This window comes from Maribacter luteus, assembly GCF_009674825.1.
Taxonomy (GTDB): domain Bacteria; phylum Bacteroidota; class Bacteroidia; order Flavobacteriales; family Flavobacteriaceae; genus Maribacter_A; species Maribacter_A luteus.
Genome location: NZ_WKJH01000005.1, coordinates 139073 through 164501 on the forward strand (window position 1 = coordinate 139073; position 25429 = coordinate 164501).

At 40.2% G+C, this 25429-nt stretch carries 24 protein-coding genes; 17 read left to right on the forward strand and 7 right to left on the reverse strand.

Going from position 1 to position 25429, the window contains the following annotated elements; translation table 11 throughout:
* Positions 1 to 88: 88 nt before the first annotated feature.
* From GJ691_RS08460 to hemH, 3 genes are all read right to left on the reverse strand, one after another.
* Positions 89 to 1192: a lactonase family protein gene (locus tag GJ691_RS08460; protein WP_154365813.1), complete on the reverse strand. Its 1104-nt coding sequence runs from the start codon at positions 1190 to 1192 to the stop codon at positions 89 to 91.
* A 52-nt stretch (positions 1193 to 1244) separates the two neighbouring features.
* Complete coding sequence (locus tag GJ691_RS08465; RefSeq protein WP_154365815.1) at positions 1245 to 2624, reverse strand: MATE family efflux transporter; 1380 nt, start codon at positions 2622 to 2624, stop codon at positions 1245 to 1247.
* A 150-nt stretch (positions 2625 to 2774) separates the two neighbouring features.
* Entirely contained in the window at positions 2775 to 3806 is a 1032-nt protein-coding gene (hemH, locus tag GJ691_RS08470; protein WP_154365817.1) for a ferrochelatase, read from the reverse strand.
* A gap of 282 nt (positions 3807 to 4088) precedes the next feature.
* On the opposite strand from hemH, the gene GJ691_RS08475 reads away from it, so the two are divergent.
* On the forward strand, positions 4089 to 5162 hold the full coding sequence (locus GJ691_RS08475; RefSeq protein ID WP_154365819.1) for a mechanosensitive ion channel family protein: 1074 nt from the start codon (positions 4089 to 4091) through the stop codon (positions 5160 to 5162).
* Positions 5163 to 5203: 41 nt separating this feature from the next.
* On the forward strand, positions 5204 to 6049 hold the full coding sequence (locus GJ691_RS08480; RefSeq protein ID WP_154365821.1) for an N-acetylmuramoyl-L-alanine amidase-like domain-containing protein: 846 nt from the start codon (positions 5204 to 5206) through the stop codon (positions 6047 to 6049).
* A 209-nt stretch (positions 6050 to 6258) separates the two neighbouring features.
* On the opposite strand, the gene GJ691_RS08485 is transcribed toward GJ691_RS08480, so the two are convergent.
* Positions 6259 to 7149 (reverse strand): AraC family transcriptional regulator, encoded by an 891-nt coding sequence (locus tag GJ691_RS08485; RefSeq protein WP_154365823.1) that lies wholly within the window; start codon positions 7147 to 7149, stop codon positions 6259 to 6261.
* Positions 7150 to 7349: 200 nt separating this feature from the next.
* Between GJ691_RS08485 and hemA the strand changes: the two genes are divergently transcribed.
* Genes hemA through GJ691_RS08525 form a run of 9 tightly spaced genes read left to right on the forward strand, consistent with a single transcriptional unit; the run spans position 7350 to position 15163 of the window.
* The gene (gene hemA / locus GJ691_RS08490; RefSeq protein WP_154365825.1) at positions 7350 to 8606 is read left to right on the forward strand and encodes a glutamyl-tRNA reductase; all 1257 of its coding nucleotides are present in this window, start codon (positions 7350 to 7352) and stop codon (positions 8604 to 8606) included.
* The gene (gene hemC / locus GJ691_RS08495) at positions 8603 to 10183 is read left to right on the forward strand and encodes a hydroxymethylbilane synthase (RefSeq protein ID WP_154365827.1); all 1581 of its coding nucleotides are present in this window, start codon (positions 8603 to 8605) and stop codon (positions 10181 to 10183) included. Before hemA ends, hemC begins: the two co-directional genes overlap by 4 nt.
* 36 nt (positions 10184 to 10219) lie before the next feature.
* Positions 10220 to 11251 carry a uroporphyrinogen decarboxylase gene (gene hemE, locus GJ691_RS08500; protein WP_154365829.1) on the forward strand — a complete coding sequence of 344 codons (1032 nt, stop codon included), beginning with the start codon at positions 10220 to 10222 and terminating at the stop codon, positions 11249 to 11251.
* A 21-nt stretch (positions 11252 to 11272) separates the two neighbouring features.
* Entirely contained in the window at positions 11273 to 11818 is a 546-nt protein-coding gene (locus GJ691_RS08505) for a GNAT family N-acetyltransferase (RefSeq protein WP_154365832.1), read from the forward strand.
* 4 nt (positions 11819 to 11822) lie between these two features.
* A complete protein-coding gene (locus GJ691_RS08510) occupies positions 11823 to 12674 on the forward strand; it encodes a sulfurtransferase (protein ID WP_154365834.1) in 852 nt (283 codons plus the stop codon).
* The gene (gene hemF, locus GJ691_RS08515; protein WP_154365835.1) at positions 12664 to 13566 is read left to right on the forward strand and encodes an oxygen-dependent coproporphyrinogen oxidase; all 903 of its coding nucleotides are present in this window, start codon (positions 12664 to 12666) and stop codon (positions 13564 to 13566) included. Before GJ691_RS08510 ends, hemF begins: the two co-directional genes overlap by 11 nt.
* A gap of 9 nt (positions 13567 to 13575) precedes the next feature.
* The gene (locus GJ691_RS19500) at positions 13576 to 13734 is read left to right on the forward strand and encodes a hypothetical protein (protein WP_179955068.1); all 159 of its coding nucleotides are present in this window, start codon (positions 13576 to 13578) and stop codon (positions 13732 to 13734) included.
* A gap of 1 nt (position 13735) precedes the next feature.
* The gene (locus tag GJ691_RS08520; protein WP_154365837.1) at positions 13736 to 14335 is read left to right on the forward strand and encodes a hypothetical protein; all 600 of its coding nucleotides are present in this window, start codon (positions 13736 to 13738) and stop codon (positions 14333 to 14335) included.
* Between the two features lie 39 nt (positions 14336 to 14374).
* Complete coding sequence (locus GJ691_RS08525) at positions 14375 to 15163, forward strand: PhzF family phenazine biosynthesis protein (RefSeq protein ID WP_154365839.1); 789 nt, start codon at positions 14375 to 14377, stop codon at positions 15161 to 15163.
* Here the strand turns inward: GJ691_RS08525 and GJ691_RS08530 are convergent.
* Together GJ691_RS08530 and GJ691_RS08535 are read right to left on the reverse strand one after the other, a co-directional pair.
* Positions 15160 to 17400: a hypothetical protein gene (locus GJ691_RS08530; RefSeq protein WP_154365841.1), complete on the reverse strand. Its 2241-nt coding sequence runs from the start codon at positions 17398 to 17400 to the stop codon at positions 15160 to 15162. The two genes, GJ691_RS08525 and GJ691_RS08530, sit on opposite strands and share 4 nt — an antisense overlap.
* A gap of 22 nt (positions 17401 to 17422) precedes the next feature.
* A complete protein-coding gene (locus GJ691_RS08535; RefSeq protein ID WP_154365843.1) occupies positions 17423 to 17797 on the reverse strand; it encodes a DEAD/DEAH box helicase family protein in 375 nt (124 codons plus the stop codon).
* A gap of 180 nt (positions 17798 to 17977) precedes the next feature.
* Here GJ691_RS08535 and hemB point away from each other — a divergent pair, with 180 nt between their 5' ends.
* The 5 genes from hemB to GJ691_RS08560 all read left to right on the forward strand — a co-directional run bounded on the left by hemB (position 17978) and on the right by GJ691_RS08560 (position 22959).
* A complete protein-coding gene (gene hemB / locus GJ691_RS08540; RefSeq protein WP_154365845.1) occupies positions 17978 to 18967 on the forward strand; it encodes a porphobilinogen synthase in 990 nt (329 codons plus the stop codon).
* 66 nt (positions 18968 to 19033) lie between these two features.
* Positions 19034 to 20362, forward strand: coding sequence for a serine hydrolase domain-containing protein (locus GJ691_RS08545; protein ID WP_343033470.1), 1329 nt, complete (start codon positions 19034 to 19036; stop codon positions 20360 to 20362).
* A gap of 39 nt (positions 20363 to 20401) precedes the next feature.
* On the forward strand, positions 20402 to 21523 hold the full coding sequence (locus GJ691_RS08550; protein ID WP_154365847.1) for a CNNM domain-containing protein: 1122 nt from the start codon (positions 20402 to 20404) through the stop codon (positions 21521 to 21523).
* On the forward strand, positions 21523 to 21996 hold the full coding sequence (locus tag GJ691_RS08555) for a methylated-DNA--[protein]-cysteine S-methyltransferase (protein ID WP_154365849.1): 474 nt from the start codon (positions 21523 to 21525) through the stop codon (positions 21994 to 21996). The genes GJ691_RS08550 and GJ691_RS08555 overlap by 1 nt, the downstream gene beginning before the upstream one ends.
* Positions 21997 to 22245: 249 nt before the next feature.
* The gene (locus GJ691_RS08560; protein ID WP_154365851.1) at positions 22246 to 22959 is read left to right on the forward strand and encodes a 3'-5' exonuclease; all 714 of its coding nucleotides are present in this window, start codon (positions 22246 to 22248) and stop codon (positions 22957 to 22959) included.
* On the opposite strand, the gene GJ691_RS08565 is transcribed toward GJ691_RS08560, so the two are convergent.
* On the reverse strand, positions 22956 to 23930 hold the full coding sequence (locus GJ691_RS08565; RefSeq protein ID WP_154365853.1) for an endonuclease/exonuclease/phosphatase family protein: 975 nt from the start codon (positions 23928 to 23930) through the stop codon (positions 22956 to 22958). The genes GJ691_RS08560 and GJ691_RS08565 overlap by 4 nt on opposite strands.
* 77 nt (positions 23931 to 24007) lie before the next feature.
* Between GJ691_RS08565 and hflX the strand changes: the two genes are divergently transcribed.
* Positions 24008 to 25219, forward strand: a complete 1212-nt coding sequence (hflX, locus tag GJ691_RS08570; protein WP_154365855.1) for a GTPase HflX — start codon at positions 24008 to 24010, stop codon at positions 25217 to 25219.
* Positions 25220 to 25429: the final 210 nt, after the last annotated feature.

A 25429-nucleotide genomic window follows, 5' to 3' on the forward strand; every position in this document is an offset into this window, starting at 1 on the left:
ATTAGTCAAGACTAAAAGTAAGGAATAAATAAAACTCCTTTGAGGATTCATCAATCAAATTAGCCTTTTGATCGCATTAAATCCTATTCTACTCCAAAAACTCCAAACAAACCGGACTTGGTAATGCTATTTCATTAAGAAATTGCAATGTACCTTCTGTTTTATCCCGTTTGAACACAACGATATTGTTACTGCGTTGGTTGGCCACCAAAAGAAAATCACCGCTGGGGTCCAGCGCGAAATTACGGGGCCAATCGCCCTTTACGCTTTCTCGCCCGACCAAACTCAATTTACCCGAGGATGGGTCCACCTTAAAAATCACGATCGTATTCTCCCCCCGATTGGAACCATAAAGGAATTTGCCATCTTGGGAAAGATGGATATCGGCACAAAAGCTTTCCCCTGTAAAATCCTTGGCCAAAGTTGAAAGGGATTCAACCTCTTGATACGTACTATCCTCGTTTCTTTGTAGTGTGGTAATGGTCGAATTCAGCTCATTGATGACATATAGGTATTGCCCGCCCTGCCCAAAGGTAAAATGTCTTGGACCCGCACCTGAGGCCATATCCAATGAGGGCTGTGCTGCAAGAACAAATTCATTACCTACCCATTGGTATCTTTTAACGGCATCGAGTCCTAAATCGGCAACAAAGAGTCCGTCTTCCGTAAATTGGGCAGAATGTACATGGGAAGTTTTAACAGTATCCAATACCTTATGGTTCATGAATTGGGGGCTGGGATGTAGTTCACCACCATCACCTAAATCAAACAGGGTTAGACTCCCACCTGTATAGCTTGAAGCGGCCAAAAATCGCCCATCTTCAGACAATCCTATATGGCAAGGGTGTGCCCCAACCGTGGCATTGGAATTGATTTTCACCAAGCTATCCCCATCAATACGAAAAGCGGCCACGCCTCCGCTGGAGTTTTCATACCTATCGGTTTCTTCTACGGCATATAAATATTTTTTATCCGGTGAGACCTTTACAAAGGATGGGTTCCCTATTTCAGCAGCCAATTTCTTATGGCCAAAATCCCCTGTTTTGGGATTGAAATGATAACTATAGATACCTTCGCTACCATTCTCGGTATAGGTGCCCACAAAAAGAGTATGTGTTTTTTGGATTTGTTCGTTTTTACATCCGATGACGAATAGAAAAATGCTTAAAAGCAAAACGTGGTACTTCTTCATGGGTAGGAATGGTTTAGACCTTAAAAGTAACAACTTAATTTGAGAATGACCCTTATCTATCCAAATCCCTCTTTACTTCCCTACGTAAATAAAAACCTGTGACCAATGTGGCAAGGACATCGGATATCGGAAAGGCAATCCATACCCCAAATTCACCTAAATAATTAGGTAATATCAATATTAACGGAATAAAAAAGAATCCTTGTCGGGTCAATGTCAACAATAAAGCCGGTACCGCCTTGCCAATGGCCTGGAAATAGGCCGCACCGATCAATTGCAGGGCAATAATCGGGGTAGCTGCAAAGACCAATCGCATGGCCGAGGGCGCATGTTCCAAAACAAAGGCATTGGTGGCCAGTTCAAAAGCGGACATATCGGGTTTATTACTCAAAAACAAGGAAGCTATCTCGGCTGGAAAAACCATAAGTCCCACAAAAACCAATGTTGCCATAAGGGCCGCGTATTTAATGGCCGTAAATATCGATTCCTTGACACGTTCATACTTATGGGCTCCATAATTATAACCTGCAATGGGTAAAAAGCCTTGGGTAACCCCAAAGACCGGAAAAAGTGCAAACATGAGCATGCGACCAATGATGGCATAGACCGCTACCATAGCCTCACCACCCAAATCGAACAGAATATTGTTCATTAACAGGTAAATGACACTCACTACGGCCTGTCTTGATAGGGTAACAAAGCCCAAAGAGCTAATTTCCTTAAGGATATGCGATTTCAACCTAAAATGATGCCAAACCACTTTTAGTTCTGAATTTTTAGAAACAAAAAAGTACAGGACATATGCAAAACAAAGGACATACCCTATGGTCGTGGCCCAAGCGGCACCTTCCATTCCCCAATCAAAGACATTGATAAAAAAATAGTCCATCACCAAATTCCCAACAGAAGGTATGATCATGGCGATCATGGCGAATTTAGGTTTTCCCTCGGCACGGATTACGGTATTGCCCATCATACATAGGGCCAAAAAAGGCACTCCACAAACAACGATGATATAATAAATTTTCGCAGGATCAAAAATGGCGCCCTTACCCCCAAAAGCGGGAATCAATCCATCAACATAAAACAATCCCAGCGAAACCATTACAGTGGTAACCAAAAGGGTCAGGGTAATCTGGTTCCCAAAGGTCTGTAGGGCTTTTTCTTTGTCATCGGCCCCCAAGGCCCTAGAAATAATACTCGATCCCCCGATACCAATCGCCATCCCCAAAGCACCAATAAAAAAAGATACGGGTAAAACCACATTGATCGCGGCAATTGCAATGGAACCGATCCAATTACCCACAAAAATGGAATCGACCAAAACGTTCAGGGACATGACCAAAATACCAATAGAAGCAGGTACAGCTTGTCGCACAAGGAGTTTTCCTATGGGTTCGGTACCGAGTTGGTCTGATGTTACTTTTGCCATTTTAAACACCGTTAAGACCTACAAAAAAACACGAAGTGCGCATTCCTTGTAGGTCCCAAATCTTAAAATTATTTAATCCTGAACTAGTATTTTTTATTAAACCTTAGAGAACCTACCACCACAATCATAGGAAACCTCGCAAGTAAATCCCTATGCCGGTAAAGCCTCTGTATTTTGCCAAGCTTCAATCCAACCGGCCATGACCTTTACCCAATCATCACTATCGTTCAAACATCCTATATGCTTATAAGATTCCCCACCAGCCTCTTCAAATTGATTCTTTCCTTCCATGGCAATCTCTTCTAAAGTTTCGAGACAGTCGGCAACAAAAGCCGGAGTTACAACGGCCAACCGTTTTTTACCTTCTTTGGCCAAACGTTCAAATTCGAAATCGGTAAAGGGCTTTAACCATGGGTCATTAGGCAATCTTGATTGAAATGATACACTGAATTTATCCTGATCCAATCCTAAATATTCAGTAACCCGCCTCGTGGTATCATAACATTGATGCCGATAACAGGTATTATGGGCTACGGAATTGGTGGTACAACACTTACCATCGATCTTACAATGGAATTTGGTAGGATCCGATTTTCGGATATGCCTTTCCGGTATGCCATGGTACGAGAACAATACATGGTCGTACTCAAAACCTTTTAAACCTTCAGCTATACTCTCGGAGAGCACCTTGATGTATTCTTCATTCTTGTAAAATGCTGGCAAGGTGGTCAAATGCATATTCGGAAAATACTTTTCTTGTTCCTCCATGGTTTTTACCACAACGGTCTCAAAGGAAGACATGGCGTATTGCGGGTACAATGGCACCAATAATACCTCATCGACACCTTTATCGTTCAATTCCTGAAGGGCATTTTTTATGGTCATGCTCCCATAACGCATACCCAAGGCCACAGGTATTTCAATCTGCTTACCCACCTTTTCGGAAAAGCGTTCGGAAATTACAATCAACGGGGAACCATCTTCCCACCATATTTTTTGATAGGCCTCGGCTGATTTTTTGGGTCTTGTCTGCAAGATGATTCCACGTACGATAATGTTCCGCAACCAATTGGGAACGTCAATGACACGTGGGTCCATCAAAAATTCATCCAAATAAGGTTTTACATCCTTTGCCGTGGGGCTATCCGGGGAACCTAGATTTACCAATAAAACTCCTTTCATACTCTGTTGATTTTATGATTTTTAGCGGACATAAGTCCCCATTTCCTCATTACATCTTACCAATATCCCTGAAATTCCGAATGGCTTGGACCCTTTCATGAATATAATTTAATGATAATGGCAATGAACACGACAAAAATAGGTGTTGTAAAAAAACTAAACCCATTCTACGCCTATAACTTTCTTATGCTGCTATGGGGAAAATCTATTTTTCACATGGTTTTAACACCTTTTATATCCATTTTTTTTAAGTTCCTACAAGTAACCAAAAAACACTGGATAATGTTAGATTCATTTTTGAAAAATACAGCCAACCCATCACTGCTTTATGTGATTATTGCTTTTATTCTAATTCTCGCAGTATATTTCACTACGGTTCAACTTCTGCGAAGGTTTGGCAAAAACCCGGATTATATTATTCCAAGGCACGCCTTTAAAAAGGTAACCTTTCCATTATTCATTATTTTATTTTCATTCCTTGTTCGTATGGAATCACTTCGTGATGTACTCGGACTGCATGATTACGCCTATGTATTTAGGAAAACAAGTACGTTAATGTTCATTTTCGGTGCGACTTGGTTAATATTGAACGTCATAAAAATCATTAAGAATAGGGTTGTTGAAAAATATGACATACATACTTCAGACAATCTAAAGGCCCGTAAAATAAGAACGCAGTTCAATATTTTGGAACGAATCGTGGTTTTTGTCATTATCATCCTCGCCATAGGCATCGCGTTAATGAGTTTTGAGAGCATCCGAGAAATCGGGGTGAGCATCTTTGCCTCGGCAGGGGTTGCAGGAATTATCATTGGTTTTTCTGCCCAAAAAATGATCGGTACCATTTTGGCCGGGATACAGATAGCCATTACACAACCCATTAAAATCGATGATGTAGTTATCGTTGATGGTGAATGGGGCCGTATTGAGGAAATTACCTTAACCTATGTCGTTGTCAAAATTTGGGACAAACGAAGATTGGTGGTGCCTTCGACCTTTTTTATAGAGAATTCCTTTCAAAACTGGACCAAAACCTCAGCGGATATCCTTGGAACCGTTTTTCTTTATACCGATTACAATGTTCCTGTTGATGCCATCCGTAAAGAATTGACTCGAATCCTGGAATCGACCGATCTATGGGACGGGGAAGCCAACAATGTGCAGGTTACCGACACTAAAGCCAATTACGTAGAACTTAGGGCCATGATGAGTGCAAAGGATTCTTCGCTGGCCTGGGAACTCCGGGTACTCGTTCGTGAAAAATTGATAGCTTTTCTACAACAAAATTACCCTGAGAGCCTTGCACGCACCCGAGTTTATATGAACCAGACGGAAGCCTTGGAAAAAGCGGATTAATGGCACCCTTTTTGTTATTTTTGTATACTAACGAATAGAAAATGCAAAATCACATATATTACTTTTTACTCCTTTCCCTATCTATGGTCACCAATGGGCTAGCCCAACAAATCACATGTTCGCCCCAGGACAAGGAGGCTTTTGAGGATAAGATCATTGAAATCGATGGCCTATTAGAAAAAGATTTAGGACAAACCATAGTAGCAGTAGGTAAAACCTTCATCGGAACGCCTTACGTAGCCAAAACCTTGGAAATTGGAGAAACCGAGACCCTTGTTGTAAACCTTCATGGACTCGATTGTACGACCTTCGTTGAAAACGTGCTTGCCTTTTCGTTGTTATTGAAAGAAGAAAAGACCGATTTTGATTCTTTTACCAATAAATTAAAAACCATTCGGTATAAAGATGGAAGACTAGATGGTTACGCCTCTCGGCTTCATTATTTTTCCGAATGGATCGCCAATAATGAGAAGAAGGGTTTAATACAGGATATTACCGCTGTAATAGGTGGTAGGGAAATAACCAAGGAAATCAATTTTATGAGCGGGCACCGAGATTTATATCCTTTCTTGAAGGATGATACTAATTTCGAAAAAATAAAAGCTTCGGAAAACTTCTTGAACGATCAAGCTATCTGCATTTTACCGCAAGAAGAAATCGAGGCCAATGAACCGATGATACAATCGGGCGACATTATCGCTTTGACCACATCCATAAAAGGACTTGATATTACCCATACCGGAATTGCGACTATGGAGGCAGATGGCCGAATTCATCTTTTACACGCTTCCTCTTCTGGGGAGGTAAAAGTTTCCGAACTACCGCTAGTCGATTACCTGAAAAAGATAAGCAAGAATACAGGTATTATGGTGGCCAGGGTCAATTGAACCAACAATCAATACCTTAAGAAACAAACCCATCGGTCTGTTCATCAAACACGAAATGGCCAAAAAGCATTGAACTTTGCAATTCAACGATATTTTTAAAAAGCTCGCCTATACCAGTATATCAAAATAGCTTGTAAAAATAAGCTCTACCGACCGATCGGTCTAAAACCTTGAAAAGGCCAATCAGCCAAAAACCACTTCAATCTTAGCTACGATTTAGATAAGGACATGACATATTTCTTGGGAGTTGTGCCGTATTTTTTCTTAAAGGCCGCAATAAAATGACTTGATGTACTGTAACCAACCCTAATGCCTACCTCATTCACATTATTCTGACCAGTTTCCAATAATCGCCTGGCGTACTCCATTTTATAATCGAAAAGAAAACTGTATACCGAATCCCCATAAATTTGTTTAAAGCCTTCTTTCAATTTTTTAAGGCTCAGCCCGATCTGTTTGGCCAATTCCGGTAAGGAAGGAGGTTCGGCCATATGGGCGATCATGATTTCCTTCGCCTGTCGAATACGTTTTACATTATCCTCATCGACCAAAAACGGACATTGTTCCAAATCGGCATCGGTACTTTTATTGAAATAGAGCGAAATCAATTCATAAACCTTCCCCATGATATACAATTCCTTAATCGATGGATGTAGGTTATAATTCATGATCTGGCTCAACACCACGGCAATGGCCGGGGAAACTTCTTCTTGGGCATAATACTTTTTCTCTTTGTTCTCATTACTTAAAAACGGAATATAATCTGCCTCATTTGAAAATAGGGAGTGAAACTTGCGAATGGTCATGACAACGGATACGATCCAGGAATTAGGGGCCATTTCCATATTCATCGGCAGATCAACCTGCGTATTATACAACAATAATGAATTTTCCTCGGAGACCTCCAAGGCATACATACCCTCATTGAAAATGAACTTTGCATGACCTTTTAAGCAAAAATGAAATTGTATGAAAGTACTATCGATTTCACGAATAACCCTTTGTTTTACAAGGGAATCGTTCTGAACTTTCAATACATAAAACCCGTCTTCGATCAATACTTCGGTATAGGATCCTTGAGCGACATTTTCTTTTTCCATATGAATCAAATAATTCGTTTTTATTTATATTCATTCTAAATAAATTTAGTGATTTCTTCACAAACCACCTATAAAAACGAGGTTTAACGGCAATTTACGACGAAATAATATTAAAATCCCGAAATTCGATACTATTTGTTCCTCTAGCGTTATATTTATTTAAATGTTGCCTTTACTTTTGTGCCCGTTCGATCAGTTTTATGAAAGCGTACAACATTTCCAAACATAGTTCATTCTATACCATTGGCCTTAATTATAAAAAGGCAGATGCGCATATACGAGGTAAATTCAGCCTTGATGATACCGCCATGGAAAACCTTTTAGTGCAAGCCAAAAGCCAAGATCTTGATGGCCTATTGGTTACCTCTACCTGTAACCGAACGGAATTGCACGGTTTCGCCCAACATCCTTTTCAGTTGATAAAGTTGTTGTGCGACAATACCCAGGGTACGATTGAAGAATTTCAAGATGTGGCGTATGTTTACAAAAACAACGATGCTATTTCACACTTGTTTCGCGTAGGGACCGGTCTGGACAGCCAGATTTTGGGTGATTTTGAAATCATTAGCCAATTACGGCAAAGTTTCAACCGTTCCAAGAAGCTTGATATCGCCAATCCGTTTATTGAAAGACTTACCAATTCAGTGATTCAGGCCAGTAAGCGCATTAAAAATGAAACGGAGCTCTCCTCAGGAGCTACCTCCGTAGCATTCGCATCGGTCCAATATATACTTCAGAACGTTGACGATATTTCCAATAAAAGTGTTTTGCTTTTCGGCACTGGTAAAATTGGAAGGAACACCTGTGAAAATCTGATTAAGCACACACAGAATTCAAAAATAACCTTGATCAACCGAACAAAGACTAAGGCCGAAAAAATTGCCGGCAAATTTAATCTTGTGGTTAAGGATCATGGCGATTTACAGACCGAAATACGGAATACCGATGTTTTGGTCGTTGCAACTGGGGCCCAATCCCCAACTATCTCCAAAGAATTGATTCACAACAAGAAACCATTATTGATCTTGGACCTGTCCATTCCAAAGAATGTTTCTGACAATGTTTCCGAATTAGAGCATGTTACAGTGATCCATTTGGATCATTTATCCCAGATTACCGATAAGACCTTGGAACGCAGAAAAGAGTTTATTCCACAAGCTGAACATATTATCGAAGAAATTAAGAGGGATTTCGTAAAATGGCTGGAAACACGAAAATTCGCTCCTGTAATCAAGGCCTTAAAAAAGAGATTGAACACCATGAAAGAAGAGGAGTTGGATTATCAGTCCAAAAAAATATCCGACTTCAATACCGAGCAGGCCGATGTTATTTCCGATCGTATCATTCAAAAAATAACCAAACAGTTTGCCAATCATCTTAAAGATGCAAATGGGGATGCCGACGATAGTCTTGAGCTGATCCAAAAAGTTTTTCAGCTAGAAATAAATTCCCAATGAGCAAAATCATAAGAATAGGTACCCGCGATAGTGAATTGGCATTATGGCAGGCAAATACCGTTAAGGACAAATTAGAAGAATTAGGCTACCAAACCGCACTTGTACCTGTTAAATCCACAGGCGACCTAGTACTGAACAAGCCCCTTTATGAAATGGGGATTACGGGCATTTTCACCAAGACCCTTGATGTGGCCATGCTTAACGGTGACATAGATATTGCGGTACATTCGATGAAAGATGTACCGACAGCCTTACCTAAAGGCATTGTACAAGCCGCAGTATTGAAAAGGGCCAATTATCTTGATATCCTTGCCTTTAAAGACAATGAGGAATTTCTTGGAAGTAGGGATGCCGTAATAGCCACCGGTAGTCTAAGAAGAAAAGCACAATGGCTGAATAGATATCCGACACATACCGTCGTGGATATACGTGGCAACGTGAACAGTCGCATGCAAAAGTTGAACGATAATGATTGGAACGGGGCGATTTTCGCCGCAGCCGGTTTAGATCGGATTGGACTGGAACATGAGCATACGATCGGCCTTACTTGGATGCTACCTGCACCGGCACAGGGTGCAATCATGGTGGTTGCTTTGGAAGATGACGACTTTGTGCGTGAAGCTTGTGCGGAATTAAACCATGAACCCACTGCAACTTGTACCCAACTGGAGCGGGAGTTCCTTAGATTATTGGAAGGTGGATGTAGTGCCCCGATAGGAGCCTTGGCATATATCAACAATGAGGACGAGGTTACTATGAAAGGTGTATTATTGGCCATTGACGGAACCAAGAAGTTAGAAGCTGAATTTTCGGCACCTCTTGGGCAACATGAAAACCTAGGGCGGGATTGCGCCAATAGTATTTTAAGTAGGGGCGGTAAAAACCTGATGGGTGAAATACAACGGGATTCAGCGAGTATCGAGATTTTCTCTACAAAAAAACTGACCCAAGATCAGCGTTTCTTATTTAAAAATGAACTTCAAGTAGATTCGGAGGATTTCGTTAAAACGAGTCCAAACCGCATTCCGGCCAAGGTATTGAAGGCCAAAATGCAAAATGTCATCATTACAAGTCAAAATGCCGTTGAAGCCTTGTTGACCAATGTAAGCGCACAGGAACTTCAATTCGAAAATATATATTGTGTGGGCAGACGAACCAGACGATTGATCGAAGACCGTATAGGCAAAGTGAAACATTTTGAAAAAAATGCTAAAAAACTGGCCGAACATATGGTGGACCATTTGGAAGGGACCGAAGTGACCTTTTTCTGCAGTAATATGCGTATGGACGATGTGCCGGATATTTTAACCAATAGCGGAATCACTGTCAACGAAATAGAAGCTTACAAAACCAAATTCACTCCTGTAGCGGTTCCTGAAAATGTAAAAGCCGTGCTGTTTTTCAGTCCGTCTACCATAGAAAGCTATCTAGAACTGAACACACCCGACAAACAAGCCTATTGCATTGGGGAAAGTACCGCAAAAGAGGCTAGAAAACATTTTTCTCAGGTACTGGTAGCCAAAATACCGAGTGTTGAAAGTGTTGTTGATTTGGTAAATGACAATTATAAAAATTAGCATTCCTATTTTTACTGGAATCCCAAAAGAACAGATATGTTGAAAAACGACCTATTCCTTAGAGCTTTAAAAGGCGAAACCGTTGACAGACCACCGGTATGGATGATGCGCCAAGCAGGGCGTTATTTACCCGAATTTATCGAGATTCGAAAGAAATACGATTTCTTCACTCGCTGTCAAACCCCTGAACTAGCCTCGGAAATAACGGTTCAACCCATTCGCAGGTACGGAATGGATGCCGCAATATTGTTCAGCGATATTCTGGTCATTCCGCAGGCCATGAACATTGAAGTGCAGATGAAACCCAATTTCGGACCTTATTTACCCAACCCTATACAATCCCAAGAGGCCGTTGATAACGTGATTGTCCCTGATGTGGCTATTGAACTTGACTATGTAATGCAAGCCATTACCATGACCAAGGAAAAATTGAACAATGAGGTACCTTTAATCGGGTTCGCTGGTTCCCCATGGACCATACTTTGTTATTGTGTTCAAGGACAAGGCAGTAAAACTTTTGATAAGGCCAAGGAATTCTGTTTTACACAACCCCTTGCCGCCCATCAGCTTCTGCAAAAAATAACCGATACGACCATCGCCTATCTGAAGGCAAAGGTGAAAGCCGGTGTTAACGCGGTTCAGGTTTTCGATTCTTGGGGAGGCATGCTTTCACCTACCGATTACCAAGAGTTCTCATGGAAATACATTCAACAGATTATCGATGCCCTGAAAGATGAAGCACCGGTTATCGTATTTGGTAAAGGATGTTGGTTTGCACTAGGGGATATGGCAAAATCAGGAGCTGCAGCCTTAGGTGTTGATTGGACATGCTCTCCGAAAAATGCACGTTATCTGACTGGAGGGAACATCACCCTTCAAGGAAATTTTGATCCGGCAAGATTATTATCACCTCCTTCCGAAATCAAAAAAATGGTAACCCAAATGATCAATGAATTTGGCAAGGACAGGTACATTGCCAATCTTGGACATGGCATTCTACCCAACATACCTTTGGAAAATGCCAAGGCCTTTATCGACGCGGTAAAGGAATATAAAAGTCCTGTATAACAAAATATACTATTTGGTTTAATGCTTTTTGATTTTGGCAATTATTACATAGAACCCATAGCTGCTAATGATGCTTGGAAGCTCTGTGACTTTGTTGTTTCCAATGCCGAACGACTAAAAAGATATTTCCCTAAAACCCTTGAACAAAATCTAAACCCGACCCTTTCCCAGGTTTTCGTGGATAAGAAAATAAAGCAATATTCGGGCAAGGAAGAATTCCTGTTCAAACTAAAGGAAAAGGAAAATCGTACAATCATAGGACTGGTTTACATTAAAGAAACCGATTGGAATAATAAACGGGCCGAATTAGCTTATTGTATTGGATATCAACACGAAGGAAAAGGTTATATTACACAATCCATCAAGGCACTTTCAGCCTACGCTTTTGAACATTTAGGCTTATTGAGCTTGCAAATCATCGCTCATAAAACTAACTTGGGAAGTGTAAAAGTTGCTAGGAACAACGGTTATACATGGCAAAAAACATTGCCAAAAGAACATACCCCACCCGGTGAAGAGGCATTGGACATGGAACTATATGTATTATCAAAGCAAAAAACCAGATAAGTTTATGAAAAATATCGTCCCCATTATTCAGGTTGAAGAGGCCCTACCTTTGGTCAAATCCAAAAGTGTACTATTGATCGACGCTACCAATGGGCCAAATGCAAAATCGAATTACATTAAAGAACATATAAAAGGTGCCCTACATATTGACTTAAATTCCCAACTGTCCCATATAGAAGAGGATGTAGCCAAAGGAGGAAGGCATCCATTACCTAAAATAGAGGATTTTTCAAAAACATTGTCCGAAATGGGTATTTCTCCCCAAAGTCATGTTATTGTCTATGATAATAACAAATGCGCCAATTCCGCCTCCCGTTTTTGGTGGATGATGAAATCAATGGGCCATGATAAGATACAAGTCCTTAACGGAGGGATTCAAGAGGCCAAAAAAATAAATTTTCCAATGGCCTCAGGTTTTGAAAAAACAGAACCGGTTAAGGTATACCCTGTTGAAGATTGGAAACTGCCCATAGCAACAATGGAAGAGGTTGAAAAAGCAACTGAAAACAAAGATTACCTGATTATTGATGTTCGGGAACCGGCCCGTTATCTAGGGGAATATGAACCTATTGATTTAATTGCCGGACATATTCCCGGGGCCTTGAACATACCCCTTACCACCAATCTGGATGCAAACGGCTCTTTCCTTCCTCCAGTGAAATTACGCGAGAAATATATAAAAGCTTTGGGAAATACCGATCAGGAACATACCATAGTACATTGCGGTTCCGGTGTTACGGCCTGTCATACCCTATTGGCCATCAGCTATGCAGGATTACCGATTCCCAAACTTTATGTGGGATCATGGAGTGAATGGAGCCGAAATGACAAACCGATAAAGACCAATGAAAGATAAATTCTACAAATACATACTTCAACTCCAGGATACCATCACCTCAAAATTGGAGGACATTGATGGGGTCGCGAAATTTCAGGAAGATCTATGGAACCGCCCTGAAGGAGGTGGCGGACGTACCCGTGTCATCGAAAATGGTGCTGTTTTTGAAAAAGGAGGCGTTAATATATCCGCTGTCCATGGCGCACTACCAGAGAGCATGCAAAACTATTTCGGGGTAAAAGATGCCGATTTTTTCGCCTGCGGCCTGAGTTTGGTCCTTCATCCCAAAAGCCCCATGGTACCGACCGTGCACGCTAATTGGCGCTATTTTGAAATGTATGATAAAAATGGGAAGATCGTGGATCAATGGTTTGGTGGTGGCCAAGATCTTACTCCATATTATCTATTTGAAGAAGATGCCACCCATTTTCATTCGGTATGTAAAAAAGCTTGTGATCAACACAATCCAGAGTTTTATCCAAGGTATAAAAAGAAATGCGATGATTACTTTTGGAATACCCATAGGAAAGAAGCCCGTGGTATTGGCGGACTCTTTTTCGATTATTGTAAAGCAGATGGGGACATGGGCATGAACGATTGGTATAATTTTGTTTCAGAGGTAGGTGACAGCTTTCTAGATGCTTATATACCTATCGTTACAAAAAGAAAAGACCTAGATTACAGTAAGGCACAACGAGATTGGCAGGAAATTCGACGGGGACGCTATGTAGAATTCAATTTGGTACATGACAAAGGCACTCTTTTTGGCTTAAAGACCAACGGGCGAATTGAAAGTATACTGATGAGCTTACCTCCTCATGTACAATGGCGATACGACCATCACCCTGAGAAAGGTAGTGATGAAGAAAGGTTAATCTACGTTTTACAACACCCGAAAGAATGGGTCTAAAACATTGGTATGGCAAAAAAAGGAAAAGAGAAAAATACAGTAAATAAGGCTAAACATACCAAGCTTTTGAATAGAAAAAAGAACAAGCTTAAAAAAGAGAAAGAGACTCGTAAAGAAAGATTAAAGGCAATTGTTAAATTATATCAAGAAAGTAAAAAGTCAGACTAATTTGAACAAATATTATCCCATCATAATAAGTTTACTATTTACCTGTTCTGCCTGTAACAACAAGAAGAACACAAAAAGCGATATAGACATCGAATTCACCCAAGACACATTGGAAGTAGGATACACCTATTGGTGGCCGGAATCAGGGCCTTTTGTTGGACAGTGTGGAGAAGAACTGGCATTGGTTTTCAGTGGCACCATTACAGATATTTTACCTACTACGGATGAGGCCGGACCTCTATATAATTCACAAAAAGGATACATCCAAATTAACCAAGTCTATAAAATAAAAGACTTGGCACATAACACCTATGCCAATCAACAATTCTTTGTTTCCGATTGTTTCGATGGATTAGATTTAAAGAAAGATGACCAAGTACTTGTTATCTGTTACGATTATGAAAATGACCTAAGTATTCCCGGAGACAAATCAATTTTAAAAATTGATTCATTTGACGACCCTCTAATAAGTTCTATTAAAAAATACATTGATGCTGATCAAAACGCATTAAAACTGACAAAGGACCTACAACTTTGGGAAAAAGTCGGCTTGGATGAAAACCTGAGCCAAATTATTGAATGTGCCAAAGAATCAAAATAGCATAAATAATAGTATTTTTAGTTTATAAACACCTCAACTATGAAACTAAAAATGTATCAGATTGACGCCTTTGCTGAGCGCGTATTTTCGGGCAACCCCGCTGCTGTTTGTGTTCTTGATTTCTGGTTAAAGGATGCGGTAATGCAACAAATAGCCGCTGAGAACAATCTAGCTGAGACCGCATTTGTCGTAAAAAATAACAATCAGTATGATATTCGATGGTTTACCCCAGAGATTGAAGTAGATCTTTGCGGGCACGCAACCTTGGCCACTGCCTTTGTTTTATTCACTTATTATATCCCCAACGAAAAAAATATAGCGTTCTTTTCCTCCCGAAGTGGTTCTTTATGGGTCGAGAAAGAAGATGAAGGGTATCTTACCTTGAACTTTCCGGTCGATGATTTGGCACTTTGCAACCCAATGCCAAAATTATATGAAGCACTGGGCTCAACCCCTGAACATATCTTTAAAGGAAAAACCGATTACCTATTGGTTTATAAAAATCAAGATGAAATTATACAAATTAGTCCCAATTTCTTCTTATTGAACCAAGTAGAAGCTAGAGGCATAATCGTTACGGCAAAAGGTGAGGATGTAGATTTCGTATCACGCTTTTTTGCTCCCCAAGCGGGAATCAATGAAGATCCGGTCACGGGATCGGCCCATACGAGCCTTACCCCCTATTGGTCAAAAATTTTAGGCAAGGACAGATTAACTGCCAAACAATTATCTAAAAGAGGGGGAGAACTTATATGTGAAAACCTTGGGGAACGTATAAAAATAAAGGGAAAAGCAGTTTCTTATTTAATAGGGGAAATCGAAGTTTAATTCCATACCACCCTTTTTTTCGTCCTTTCTTCATCCGTATTGGAGACATGAAACATACGTGCCTTTAGCAGGGCTTTTCTGCCTACTAAATGTCTAGTGTAAAGCAATTTAGCATTCCCAACATTGTTTTTCCAGTGTTTTAAGAATATCAAGGCGTGTTTCTTGTTTTCCCCGAAACGATCAGGGACCACCAAATAGCGTTGTACCCCAATCAATTTCCTGAACCATTCTTTTCTCAATAGTAAATAACGAGGGTTTTCTACGGGTGCGATAATCTGTTCCAATGCATTGATGAAAACGGTACTTTCATAATTTGACAAACCCTTAGGTACACAAGAAACGGTTCCCCTTCCATCAATAGAAACAACAATATCCATATCGGTCATGTTACCACCTAAAAACCCAAGGTCCTTCATGGTGTAAAGGACTGTCCATCCCATTTTTTGAACATCTTTATGTAAACGACCATGGTTAACGTATAATTTAAACACTTTAAAGGACTTAACACCAAAACCGAATACCAAGGCGGAAATAAATAAATACATAAAATTTACCCATCCACCTTGTAGTAAGATATTCAGGTTCTTTAAGATGAATTCCGGCACAAAATAGGCTAAAACCATTGACAACTCTATACATCCGAACAAGACCATATCACGATAATGCAATCTTTTTTGTGCTTGATACGGAATATGTCCTTGGTAAAATGATTTTAGTTCTTTAACCAATCCAGTTCCTCCGCCGATTGCCTTTTTCCAGTTCTCCCTTATGCTGACCCTATTCTTAGCGCCATCAGCACTTTCCTGATTTATTTTTTCGACTTCCGTATTATTCGTTGGAATAGTTATACGCAACCGATCCATACCATTTTCTATTCGCAATGGCTCTGCATTGGTAATACCCATAAAGGCGGAAAATCTTCTGTTTAAAGTTTCAAGGTCTTTTCCTCCCCCTTCATCCGTGGGATCCAAACAAACCAAATGCCAGATAACGGCCGTTTTATCCGGGTTTGGCGCAAAACTTCTTATTGCCCTTCCCCGCATCTGGTTTGAGGTTACAAATGACCCAACTGCAGACGCTAGAACCAAGGTATTGATTGCCGGGGCGTCCCAACCTTCCCCTAAAAGGGATTTCGTACCTATCAATGTTCGAATGGTACCATTTTGAAAACAATCGGTAATGACCTCAACCAATGAAGGTGATATTCTATTCTTAGTTTTTAACACTACAAAATCTGTAGCCGAAGGAATGTCTTCATATGTAAAATTAGTGGCACCGAATTTATCACAAACCAAATCATACACTGCAACATTTACAATAACCAAACTACCTGTAAGAACCGCAAGTGAGGAAGAATCTTGAAGAGTGGTCCTTAATCGATGAAATATGGGCAGAACACCTAATTTGCCAATCCCTGAGATCTTGTTGTCCGGAGTGTCGAGATACTCTTTCCGGATGTAATCGGTTAATACCACTGCCCGTAATTGCTTCTCCAATTCTATTTCGGCAGCGGTTAAAACCTGTACAATACTATTTAACTTGCCAGGGCTGTTCGAAAGCGTTCGATAAAAAGAATCATTACCGATAAGATCTACCCGATGGGTTTTTAGAACACCTATTTTTCTCAGTCTCTTTTCAAATATTTTAACCTCCGTTTCACTTGTGATTAATTGATCCCGTCCCTCGAATAGCATATGGTTTAAAAGTACCGTTGCCCAATCATGGGTGAAAGACGGGAATTCAATCCTATCCCTCTTATCAAAACCCAATACTTCCAATTTTTCCCTTGGGATTTTAATATCACAGGCATTTAAGAATATCAATAAAGCCGAAAAAAATGAAGGGTGTTGGTATATTTCTTCCAAAGAAGTTTCTGTCTCTGTATAAAACCGATGGTTCCTAAGCAAATCAATAAACCAGATATCGCTTTTCAAATTTCGAATCAATTCGGCAACCTTGAGCCTAAAGGCTACGATATGATCAATGGTCAGCTGATCGGGAAGTGAAAAGTGCACAAAATCTTGATGGGGGCATAAATCGCCTTCCTTAACTAAATTGGGAATAGCTATTTCATCATCTACTTCTCCACAAAGGTCGAAATATCTTTTTACCTCGGCCTTGCTACTATCAAAAGGAGGTGTGGCCGTTAATGCCACAACGGTAAGCTCTTGCTCTTGTTTTAGGGCGAACAAACATTTCCACCATTCATTTTTTAGGTGATGCGCTTCATCAAGCACAATGGTCTTGATTCCGTTATTTTTAAAAAAAAACTAGAAATTCCGATTCAGAGGTTTGTCGTTTATAAAAAGCGTGCAACCCTTGATAGGTACTTAATGTAATGTCCGAGGGATTGTCAATTGCAAATGATATTTTTCCGAAGTTCATGTTTTCGGTAAAATATTGCTGCAGTCTTTCTTCCCACTGGTTTCTAATGGTCAGTGTCGGTGCCAAAACCAAGGTTTTATTACCAATCTGCCTTAAAATCTCCAATCCCAATAGGGTTTTACCCGATCCAGGTGGGGCAATCACATGAAGGTGGTTGTCGGCCATATGAACGGGAAGATTCACTAAGAAACGTCCTTGATAACTCCGCCAGGGAAACCTGAATTTTAAATTGCTGAAACTTGTTACCAAATAACCGGGATATTAATTTTGATAAAGGTAATAATTCAACGTGGAAGCATTTATTTTATTGGAGTAAGGGCGTTTTCTAAAACACATTTTCTTTACTTTGTATAATATTTAGGCCATATAGTTACAAATGGCCTCATTCGCAATACACTATTCGATTAATTTTATTTCAAAAAACTGATTATGTATCCTATTATTAGAAATAGAAGACTGCGCGCATCGGAATCTATCAGAAGATTGGTTCGTGAAACGATAATTACCCCTGATGATTTTCTGGTTCCTTTATTCGTGGTCGAGGGTAAGAACGTAAAAGAGGAAATTCCTTCTATGCCCAATTACTTTCGTTATAGTTTGGACAATCTTGAAAAGGAAGTAAAAGAACTTTGGAAAATGGGACTGTGCTCGGTGCTACTTTTCGTTAAGGTCCCCGATAATTTAAAGGATAATAAAGGGACTGAGGCCATAAATCCTGAAGGACTGATGCAACGTGCGATAAAAACCATCAAAAATGCCGTACCCGAAATGTTGGTTATGACCGATGTGGCCCTTGACCCCTATTCCTCCTATGGTCATGATGGAGTGGTTACGGACGGACAGATTTTGAACGACGAAAGTGTGGAGATTTTGACCGAGATGGGTCTATCCCATGCCCAGGCCGGTGCGGATTTCCTCGCCCCTAGTGATATGATGGACGGCCGTATTCTTTCTATGCGGGAAGCATTGGAAGATGAAGGCTTTTTCAATACTGGGATCATGAGTTACAGTGCCAAATATGCCAGTGCTTTTTATGGTCCGTTCAGAGATGCTTTGGATTCTGCTCCTGTAGACATAAAAGACGTGCCCAAGGACAAAAAAACATATCAGATGGACTTCGCCAATAGGTTTGAGGCCATTCGTGAAACCCAACTGGATATTGATGAGGGTGCCGATATCGTAATGGTAAAACCGGGACTCGCTTATTTGGATATTGTACGTGAAATACGAAATGAAGTTGAAGTGCCCGTGGCCGTGTATCAAGTTTCCGGTGAATATGCCATGGTAAAAGCAGCCGCTGAAAAAGGTTGGTTAGACCATGATGCGGTAATGATGGAACAACTTTTGGCCATAAAAAGGGCGGGGGCCAATATCATTGCCAGTTATTTTGCCAAAGATGTCATTAGGCTGATCAATTAGCCCCTTAATTTCCTGTAATATGTATTAAAAATAAATACCTTAATAATAGATTTGATTTAAAACCCAGTGAAAAAGTCCATATTTATATTAATTGGTTTATTCATTGCCATTACCCAAGCACAAGAGGGTTCGGACGTTCCTTTGCGCATAAATATTGAAAAAGGACTGCCTCAAAGACCCATTAATGAAATGGGAATGGATTCGGCCTTTGTTTACCCGAGAATCGATTCAATAATAACAAACGGTATAAAAAATAATGCCTTTCCAGGGGCACAAGTATTGGTGGCCAAAAACGGTAATATCGTATTTCATGAGGCCTATGGTTTTCACACCTACGACAGTATTCAACCCGTTTCAAAAAATGACATCTATGATCTGGCTTCGGTAACCAAAATCACGGGGCCTTTACCTGCCATAATGAAATTGGTAGATGAAGGTAAACTTGATTTGGATATTCCTTTTAGTACCTATTGGACCAATTGGAAACATAGAAAGGACAAAAAGGACCTTACCCTTAGGGAAATATTGACCCACCAGGCCGGACTAACACCTTATATTGTTTTTCTAGGGAAAGTGATAAAGAAAAATGGTCATTTGAAAAAACGATTCATCCATACCGAATCAAATTCAAGGTTCAACGAGCAAGCCTTTGACGGTTTATACGTAAAAAATCGTTTTAATCGCAAAATATATCGCATAATCAAGAGGTCAAAGGTCAGTAATGAAAAAAAATATAAATATTCCGGTCTTACCTTTCTGATTTTTCCAGAACTCATAAAACGATTGACCGGTAAAACCTATGAGGAATATGTAACCGATGAATTTTACCGGCCTTTGGGGACAACTACTTTGGGCTTTAAACCCAAAACAAAGCATTTTCCAAATAAAATCGTACCTACTGAAATGGATACGATCTTTAGGCATGCCCTTACCCAAGGTTGGGTACATGACGAGAATGCTTCTCTTTTAGGCGGAATTTCAGGCAATGCAGGATTGTTCGGTACGGCCACCGACTTAGCCATTCTAATGCAGATGTATCAAAACTACGGCATGCTGAATGGCCATAGATACATCTCTGAAAAAACGATAAGGGAATTTACCCAAGTACAATATCCGGATAATGATAACCGTCGTGGTTTAGGCTTTGACAAACCATTGCTAGGAAATGACACCTTGGACATAGCAGCCGCATACCCCGCCCCTGAAGTTAGTCCAAAAAGTTTCGGACATGCGGGATTTACAGGCACTTTCGTGTGGGCAGATCCTGAAAACCAATTGGTATTTATTTTTATGAGTAACCGTGTTTTTCCAACAAGGGAAAATAGGAATCTATACACCTTAAATATCAGGGGCGCCTTGCAAGAAGTGTTTTATCAATCGATTATGTCCGATTAACATACAATTATTACTATTTTAGTCAGATAAACAAAACCTATGGGATTACTGATATTTTACGCTTTTGTATCTATTTTCTTCTCCTTTCTCTGCTCTATACTCGAGGCGGTATTGTTGAGTATTACACCAACATTCATCAATCTTAAGAAAAAAGAGGGTAAGTCGTATGCCGAAACCTTGGAAACCCTTAAAAAGGATGTGGATAAGCCATTGATCGCGATACTAACCCTAAATACGATTGCCCATACGGTAGGGGCAATATTGGTGGGTGTGCAGGCAAAAGTCGCCTATTCTGAACTTTACGGGAGCACACAACGGTCCATTCTGGGAATTGAATTTACCGAAGACCTTATGGTCGGCGTCGTTTCGACCATTATGACCATATTAATATTGGTTGCCTCGGAGATTATACCGAAGACCATCGGTGCCACCTATTGGAAGAAATTATCAAATTTTACGGCCAAAGCCCTTAATATAATGGTCTTGGCATTAAAGTGGACCGGGTTATTATGGATTCTTCAACTTTTCACCAAATTGGTTGGGGGTAAAGGGCATCATGGCAGTGTACTTAGCAGGGAAGATTTTACGGCCATGGCGGATATTGCCCATGAAGAAGGCGTTTTTCAGGAGTCGGAATCCATCGTAATCAAAAACCTATTGAAATTCGATGAGATTCTTGCCAAGGATGTGATGACCCCAAGAACGGTCATGAAAATCGCCCCGGAGAATAAAACGATCAAGGAGTTTTTTGATGAAAACCCCAAACTTCGTTTTTCACGGATTCCGATATATAAAGATAAGGTCGATAATATCACTGGCTTTGTTCTGAAGGATACCGTACTCGAAGAAATGATCAATGAAAACGGGGATTGTCCTTTATCGACCATAAAGAGGGAAATTCTAGTAGTAAATCGCGACAAACCGATACCTGATCTCTTTGAAACATTCATATCTAAAAAACAACATATTGCCCTTGTCGTAGATGAATATGGCTCTGTTAGTGGTTTGGTTTCGATGGAAGATGTTATTGAAACCCTTCTAGGGCTCGAAATAATGGATGAAAGCGATAATGTGGACGATCTTCAACACTTGGCCCGAGAAAATTGGAAAGTACGGGCAAAACGCCTTGGATTGATCGATGATAATGTCCCATTTGAATAATGGAATCGGCGTTTCTACATACTCCCTTGGGCATTGCAAAACTGGAAGGTGATGAAAATGGTGTTTCCTCTATCACGGTTATTGATGGGGATATTCCACCAAGTGATGTGATTCCCGAAGTACTTGATGATGCCGTTTATCAGCTACAAGAATATTTTGAAGGAAAACGGCAAGCTTTCAGTTTAACGTTGAACCCTGAAGGAACCGATTTTCAGAAAAAAGTCTGGGATGCGTTATTGCAGATCCCCTTTGGAAAAACCATTTCTTATTTACAATTGTCGAAAACATTGGGGGATCCCAAAGCCATAAGGGCGGTAGCCTCCGCCAATGGAAAAAATCCGTTATGGATCGTAATCCCTTGTCATAGGGTTATCGGGAGTGATGGTTCCTTAACAGGCTATGCGGGCGGAATCCATCGTAAAAAATGGTTGTTAGCCCATGAGAGCCCGGCAAAACAACAATCTTTATTTTGAACATTACCGACCAACCGGTCTGTTATACTTTTTTTTACAAGCGAATCTTGGCAATTTGTGCATTTCATCGAACTATCTACGCCTTAAATGTGATTAAAGCGCTTCACAGGGCCTTAAAATGCCCCCAATCACAAACTGATCGGTCGGTTCTTGACTAATCTACCTTTTTCTTCTTATATCCAAGGATTTTACCACAATCAATGCGTTTACATCAAAATCCATATTCCATTTTGTTCGTATATTTAGTTTATGCTTTACAAACTCCATTTAGAAAACATCCTTTTTTTGGATATAGAAACGGTTCCCGAAGCAGCCGATTACGAGGAATTGGATGATGTGACCAAAGAACTCTGGGAACATAAAACGCAGTACCAGCGTAAAGATGAAATTACGGCAGAGGAATTTTATGACCGGGCGGGCATCTGGGCCGAATTCGGGAAGATCATATGTATTTCCGTAGGGTATTTTCACACAAAAGGGGATATAAGGGAATTTCGGGTCACCAGTTTTTATGGTGAGGAACCTAAATTGCTCAAAGATTTCAAAACCTTATTGAACACGCATTTTAAATACCCAAAGAATTTACTTTGTGCCCACAATGGAAAAGAATTCGATTTCCCCTATATAGCAAGGCGTATGATTATCAATGGGATAAGCTTACCTTATAAATTGGACCTTTTTGGGAAAAAACCTTGGGAAGTACCTCATTTGGATACTTTGGAACTTTGGAAATTCGGGGATTACAAACATTACACTTCCTTAAAACTTATGTCCCATATTCTAGGCATTCCTTCTCCTAAAGAGGATATAGACGGCAGTATGGTTCGTGACGTATATTATAAGGAAGGGAATTTAGACCGTATCGTGACCTATTGTGAATTGGATGTGGTCACCACTGCGCAAGTACTTCTTCGACTGCGTAATGACGATCTATTACAAAATAACGAGATCAAGAAGGTTTAATCAATATACTTCAATTGTATATATACGGGAAAGTGATCGCTATATCCCCCGACATACTTTCGGCCCAAATAAGTTCTATAAGGTGTGCCCTTATATTTTCCCTTCCATTCGGTCAATAAATGCGCATCAAATATATTGGCATGTGCGAAACTATGCGTCCCTTTTTCATAATTAAAGAAGTTATGGGAAACAATGATCTGGTCGAACATACTCCAGCTTCTCCTGTAATTGGCACTTCCCCTTTGGGGGGACCTCAATTTTTCCATAGGATTATACAAACCGGAATCATTGATTAAGCTTTGAATACTTTTGGAATCGGGGTTGTCATTAAAATCGCCCATTATAATGTAATTGGGGTCATGGTATTCCTTTTCGATCTCGGCCATTTTTAACCTTATGGTCTTGGCTGCCTCTATCCTCTTATAATCGGTTTTAACTTCCCCGTCCCTACGCGACGGCCAATGATTAACAAAAACATGAACAGTTTCTCCGTTAAGTTTTCCGTATACATATAAAATATCCCTCGTTGTATCCCTGATTCCTTCTTCGTTATAAACCAATAAAGGTATAGGTTCGGAAAAAAGAACCTCGAAAAACTCCTTTTGGTACAATAATCCGGTATCTATTCCCCGCTCATCAGGGGAATCGTAATGCACATAACCATAATCGGTATCTTTTAAAGGGTCTGCATTTATCAGGTCCTCTATTACCGAGGCATTTTCCACTTCTGCAATACCTACAAGTGCAGGGGCACGTTCGGCAGATTCAAGACCGATCTTAGAGATGGTGTTCGCCAGTTTAAAGATTTTCTTCTTATATCGCTTTGGGGTCCATTTTTTGAAACCTTTAGGTGTAAAATCATCATCCAAGGTGTCTGGATCATCAACGGTATCAAAAAGATTCTCAAGATTGTAGAAGGCAATTGTGTGAAGACTTTTTTTCTTTTTTTTCTTGAAAAATGAAAATACCATGTAATTAGTTTAGAAGGATACAAATTTACAAAAATAGCTTGGCCAGTATTGTGTAAATTTGCATATTAAACAAGACTATGTTAGAAAAGAAAGCCATAGAATACGAAAAAGTCGTCCTAATTGGTGTTATCAATAAGGAACAGGATCAGGAAAAGGTGAACGAATACCTTGATGAACTGGAGTTTCTGACCTACACCGCAGGTGGTGAAGTGGTAAAACGTTTCGTACAGCGTGTAGATGTACCCAACCCTAAAACCTTGATCGGCAGTGGAAAGATGCAAGAGGTAGAAAGTTTTGTGGAAGAACACGAGGTCGGGTCGGTTATCTTCGATGATGAGCTTTCCCCAGGACAACAACGTAACATTGAAAAACAATTGCGATGTAAGATTTTGGACCGAACGAGTCTTATCCTCGATATATTCGCCCAACGTGCACAGACCAGTTATTCCCGAACCCAAGTGGAATTGGCCCAGTACGAATATCTTCTACCCAGGCTTACAGGGTTATGGACACACTTAGAGCGACAAAAAGGGGGTATTGGTATGCGCGGACCCGGTGAAACCGAGATTGAAACCGATAGACGTATCGTGCGTGACCGTATTTCATTGTTGAAGAAAAAACTTTTGAAGATAGATCGGCAAATGGAAACCCAAAGAGGAAATAGGGGAGCACTTGTGCGGGTAGCACTCGTAGGATACACCAATGTTGGGAAGTCAACCCTGATGAATGTCATCAGTAAAAGTGATGTCTTCGCAGAAAACAAGCTTTTCGCTACCCTTGACACAACCGTTCGCAAAGTCGTAATAGGAAACCTTCCTTTTTTACTCAGTGATACCGTAGGTTTCATTCGTAAACTACCTACACAATTGGTAGAGAGCTTTAAAAGCACACTAGATGAAGTTCGTGAAGCAGACCTATTATTGCATGTAGTTGATATTTCCCATCCTAATTTTGAAGAGCATATAGCATCGGTCAACAAAATATTGGATGAAATAGACAGTGCCGATAAGAAAACGATCATGGTTTTCAATAAAATAGACCAATACCACCATCAAACCATTGATGAAGACGACTTGGTTACCGAAAGATCTTCGATACATTTTACCATCGAAGATTGGAAACGCACCTGGATGCAACGGATGGGCGAAAATGCCTTGTTCATATCCGCATTGAACAAAGAAAACCTTGATGAATTCCGTAAAAGGGTCTATGATGTTGTCAGAGATATACATGTAACCCGTTTTCCTTATAACAACTTCCTGTATCCTGAACATTTAGACCAATATTAATTGGTCTAAAACAGGAAGAAAATGTGCCGTTCATCGGGAAAACCATACCGTTAATTTTTTCACCACAATTAAGGATGCGTTCACAACATATTTTGTGATCTTTCCTCTGGTACAACTTATCTTTACCTTGTAATTAAGTGATCGTATTGACCCCAAATCAATTCATGAACTTGACCAAAAAAACTAAAGGTTTCCCCAAAACCTTTACTT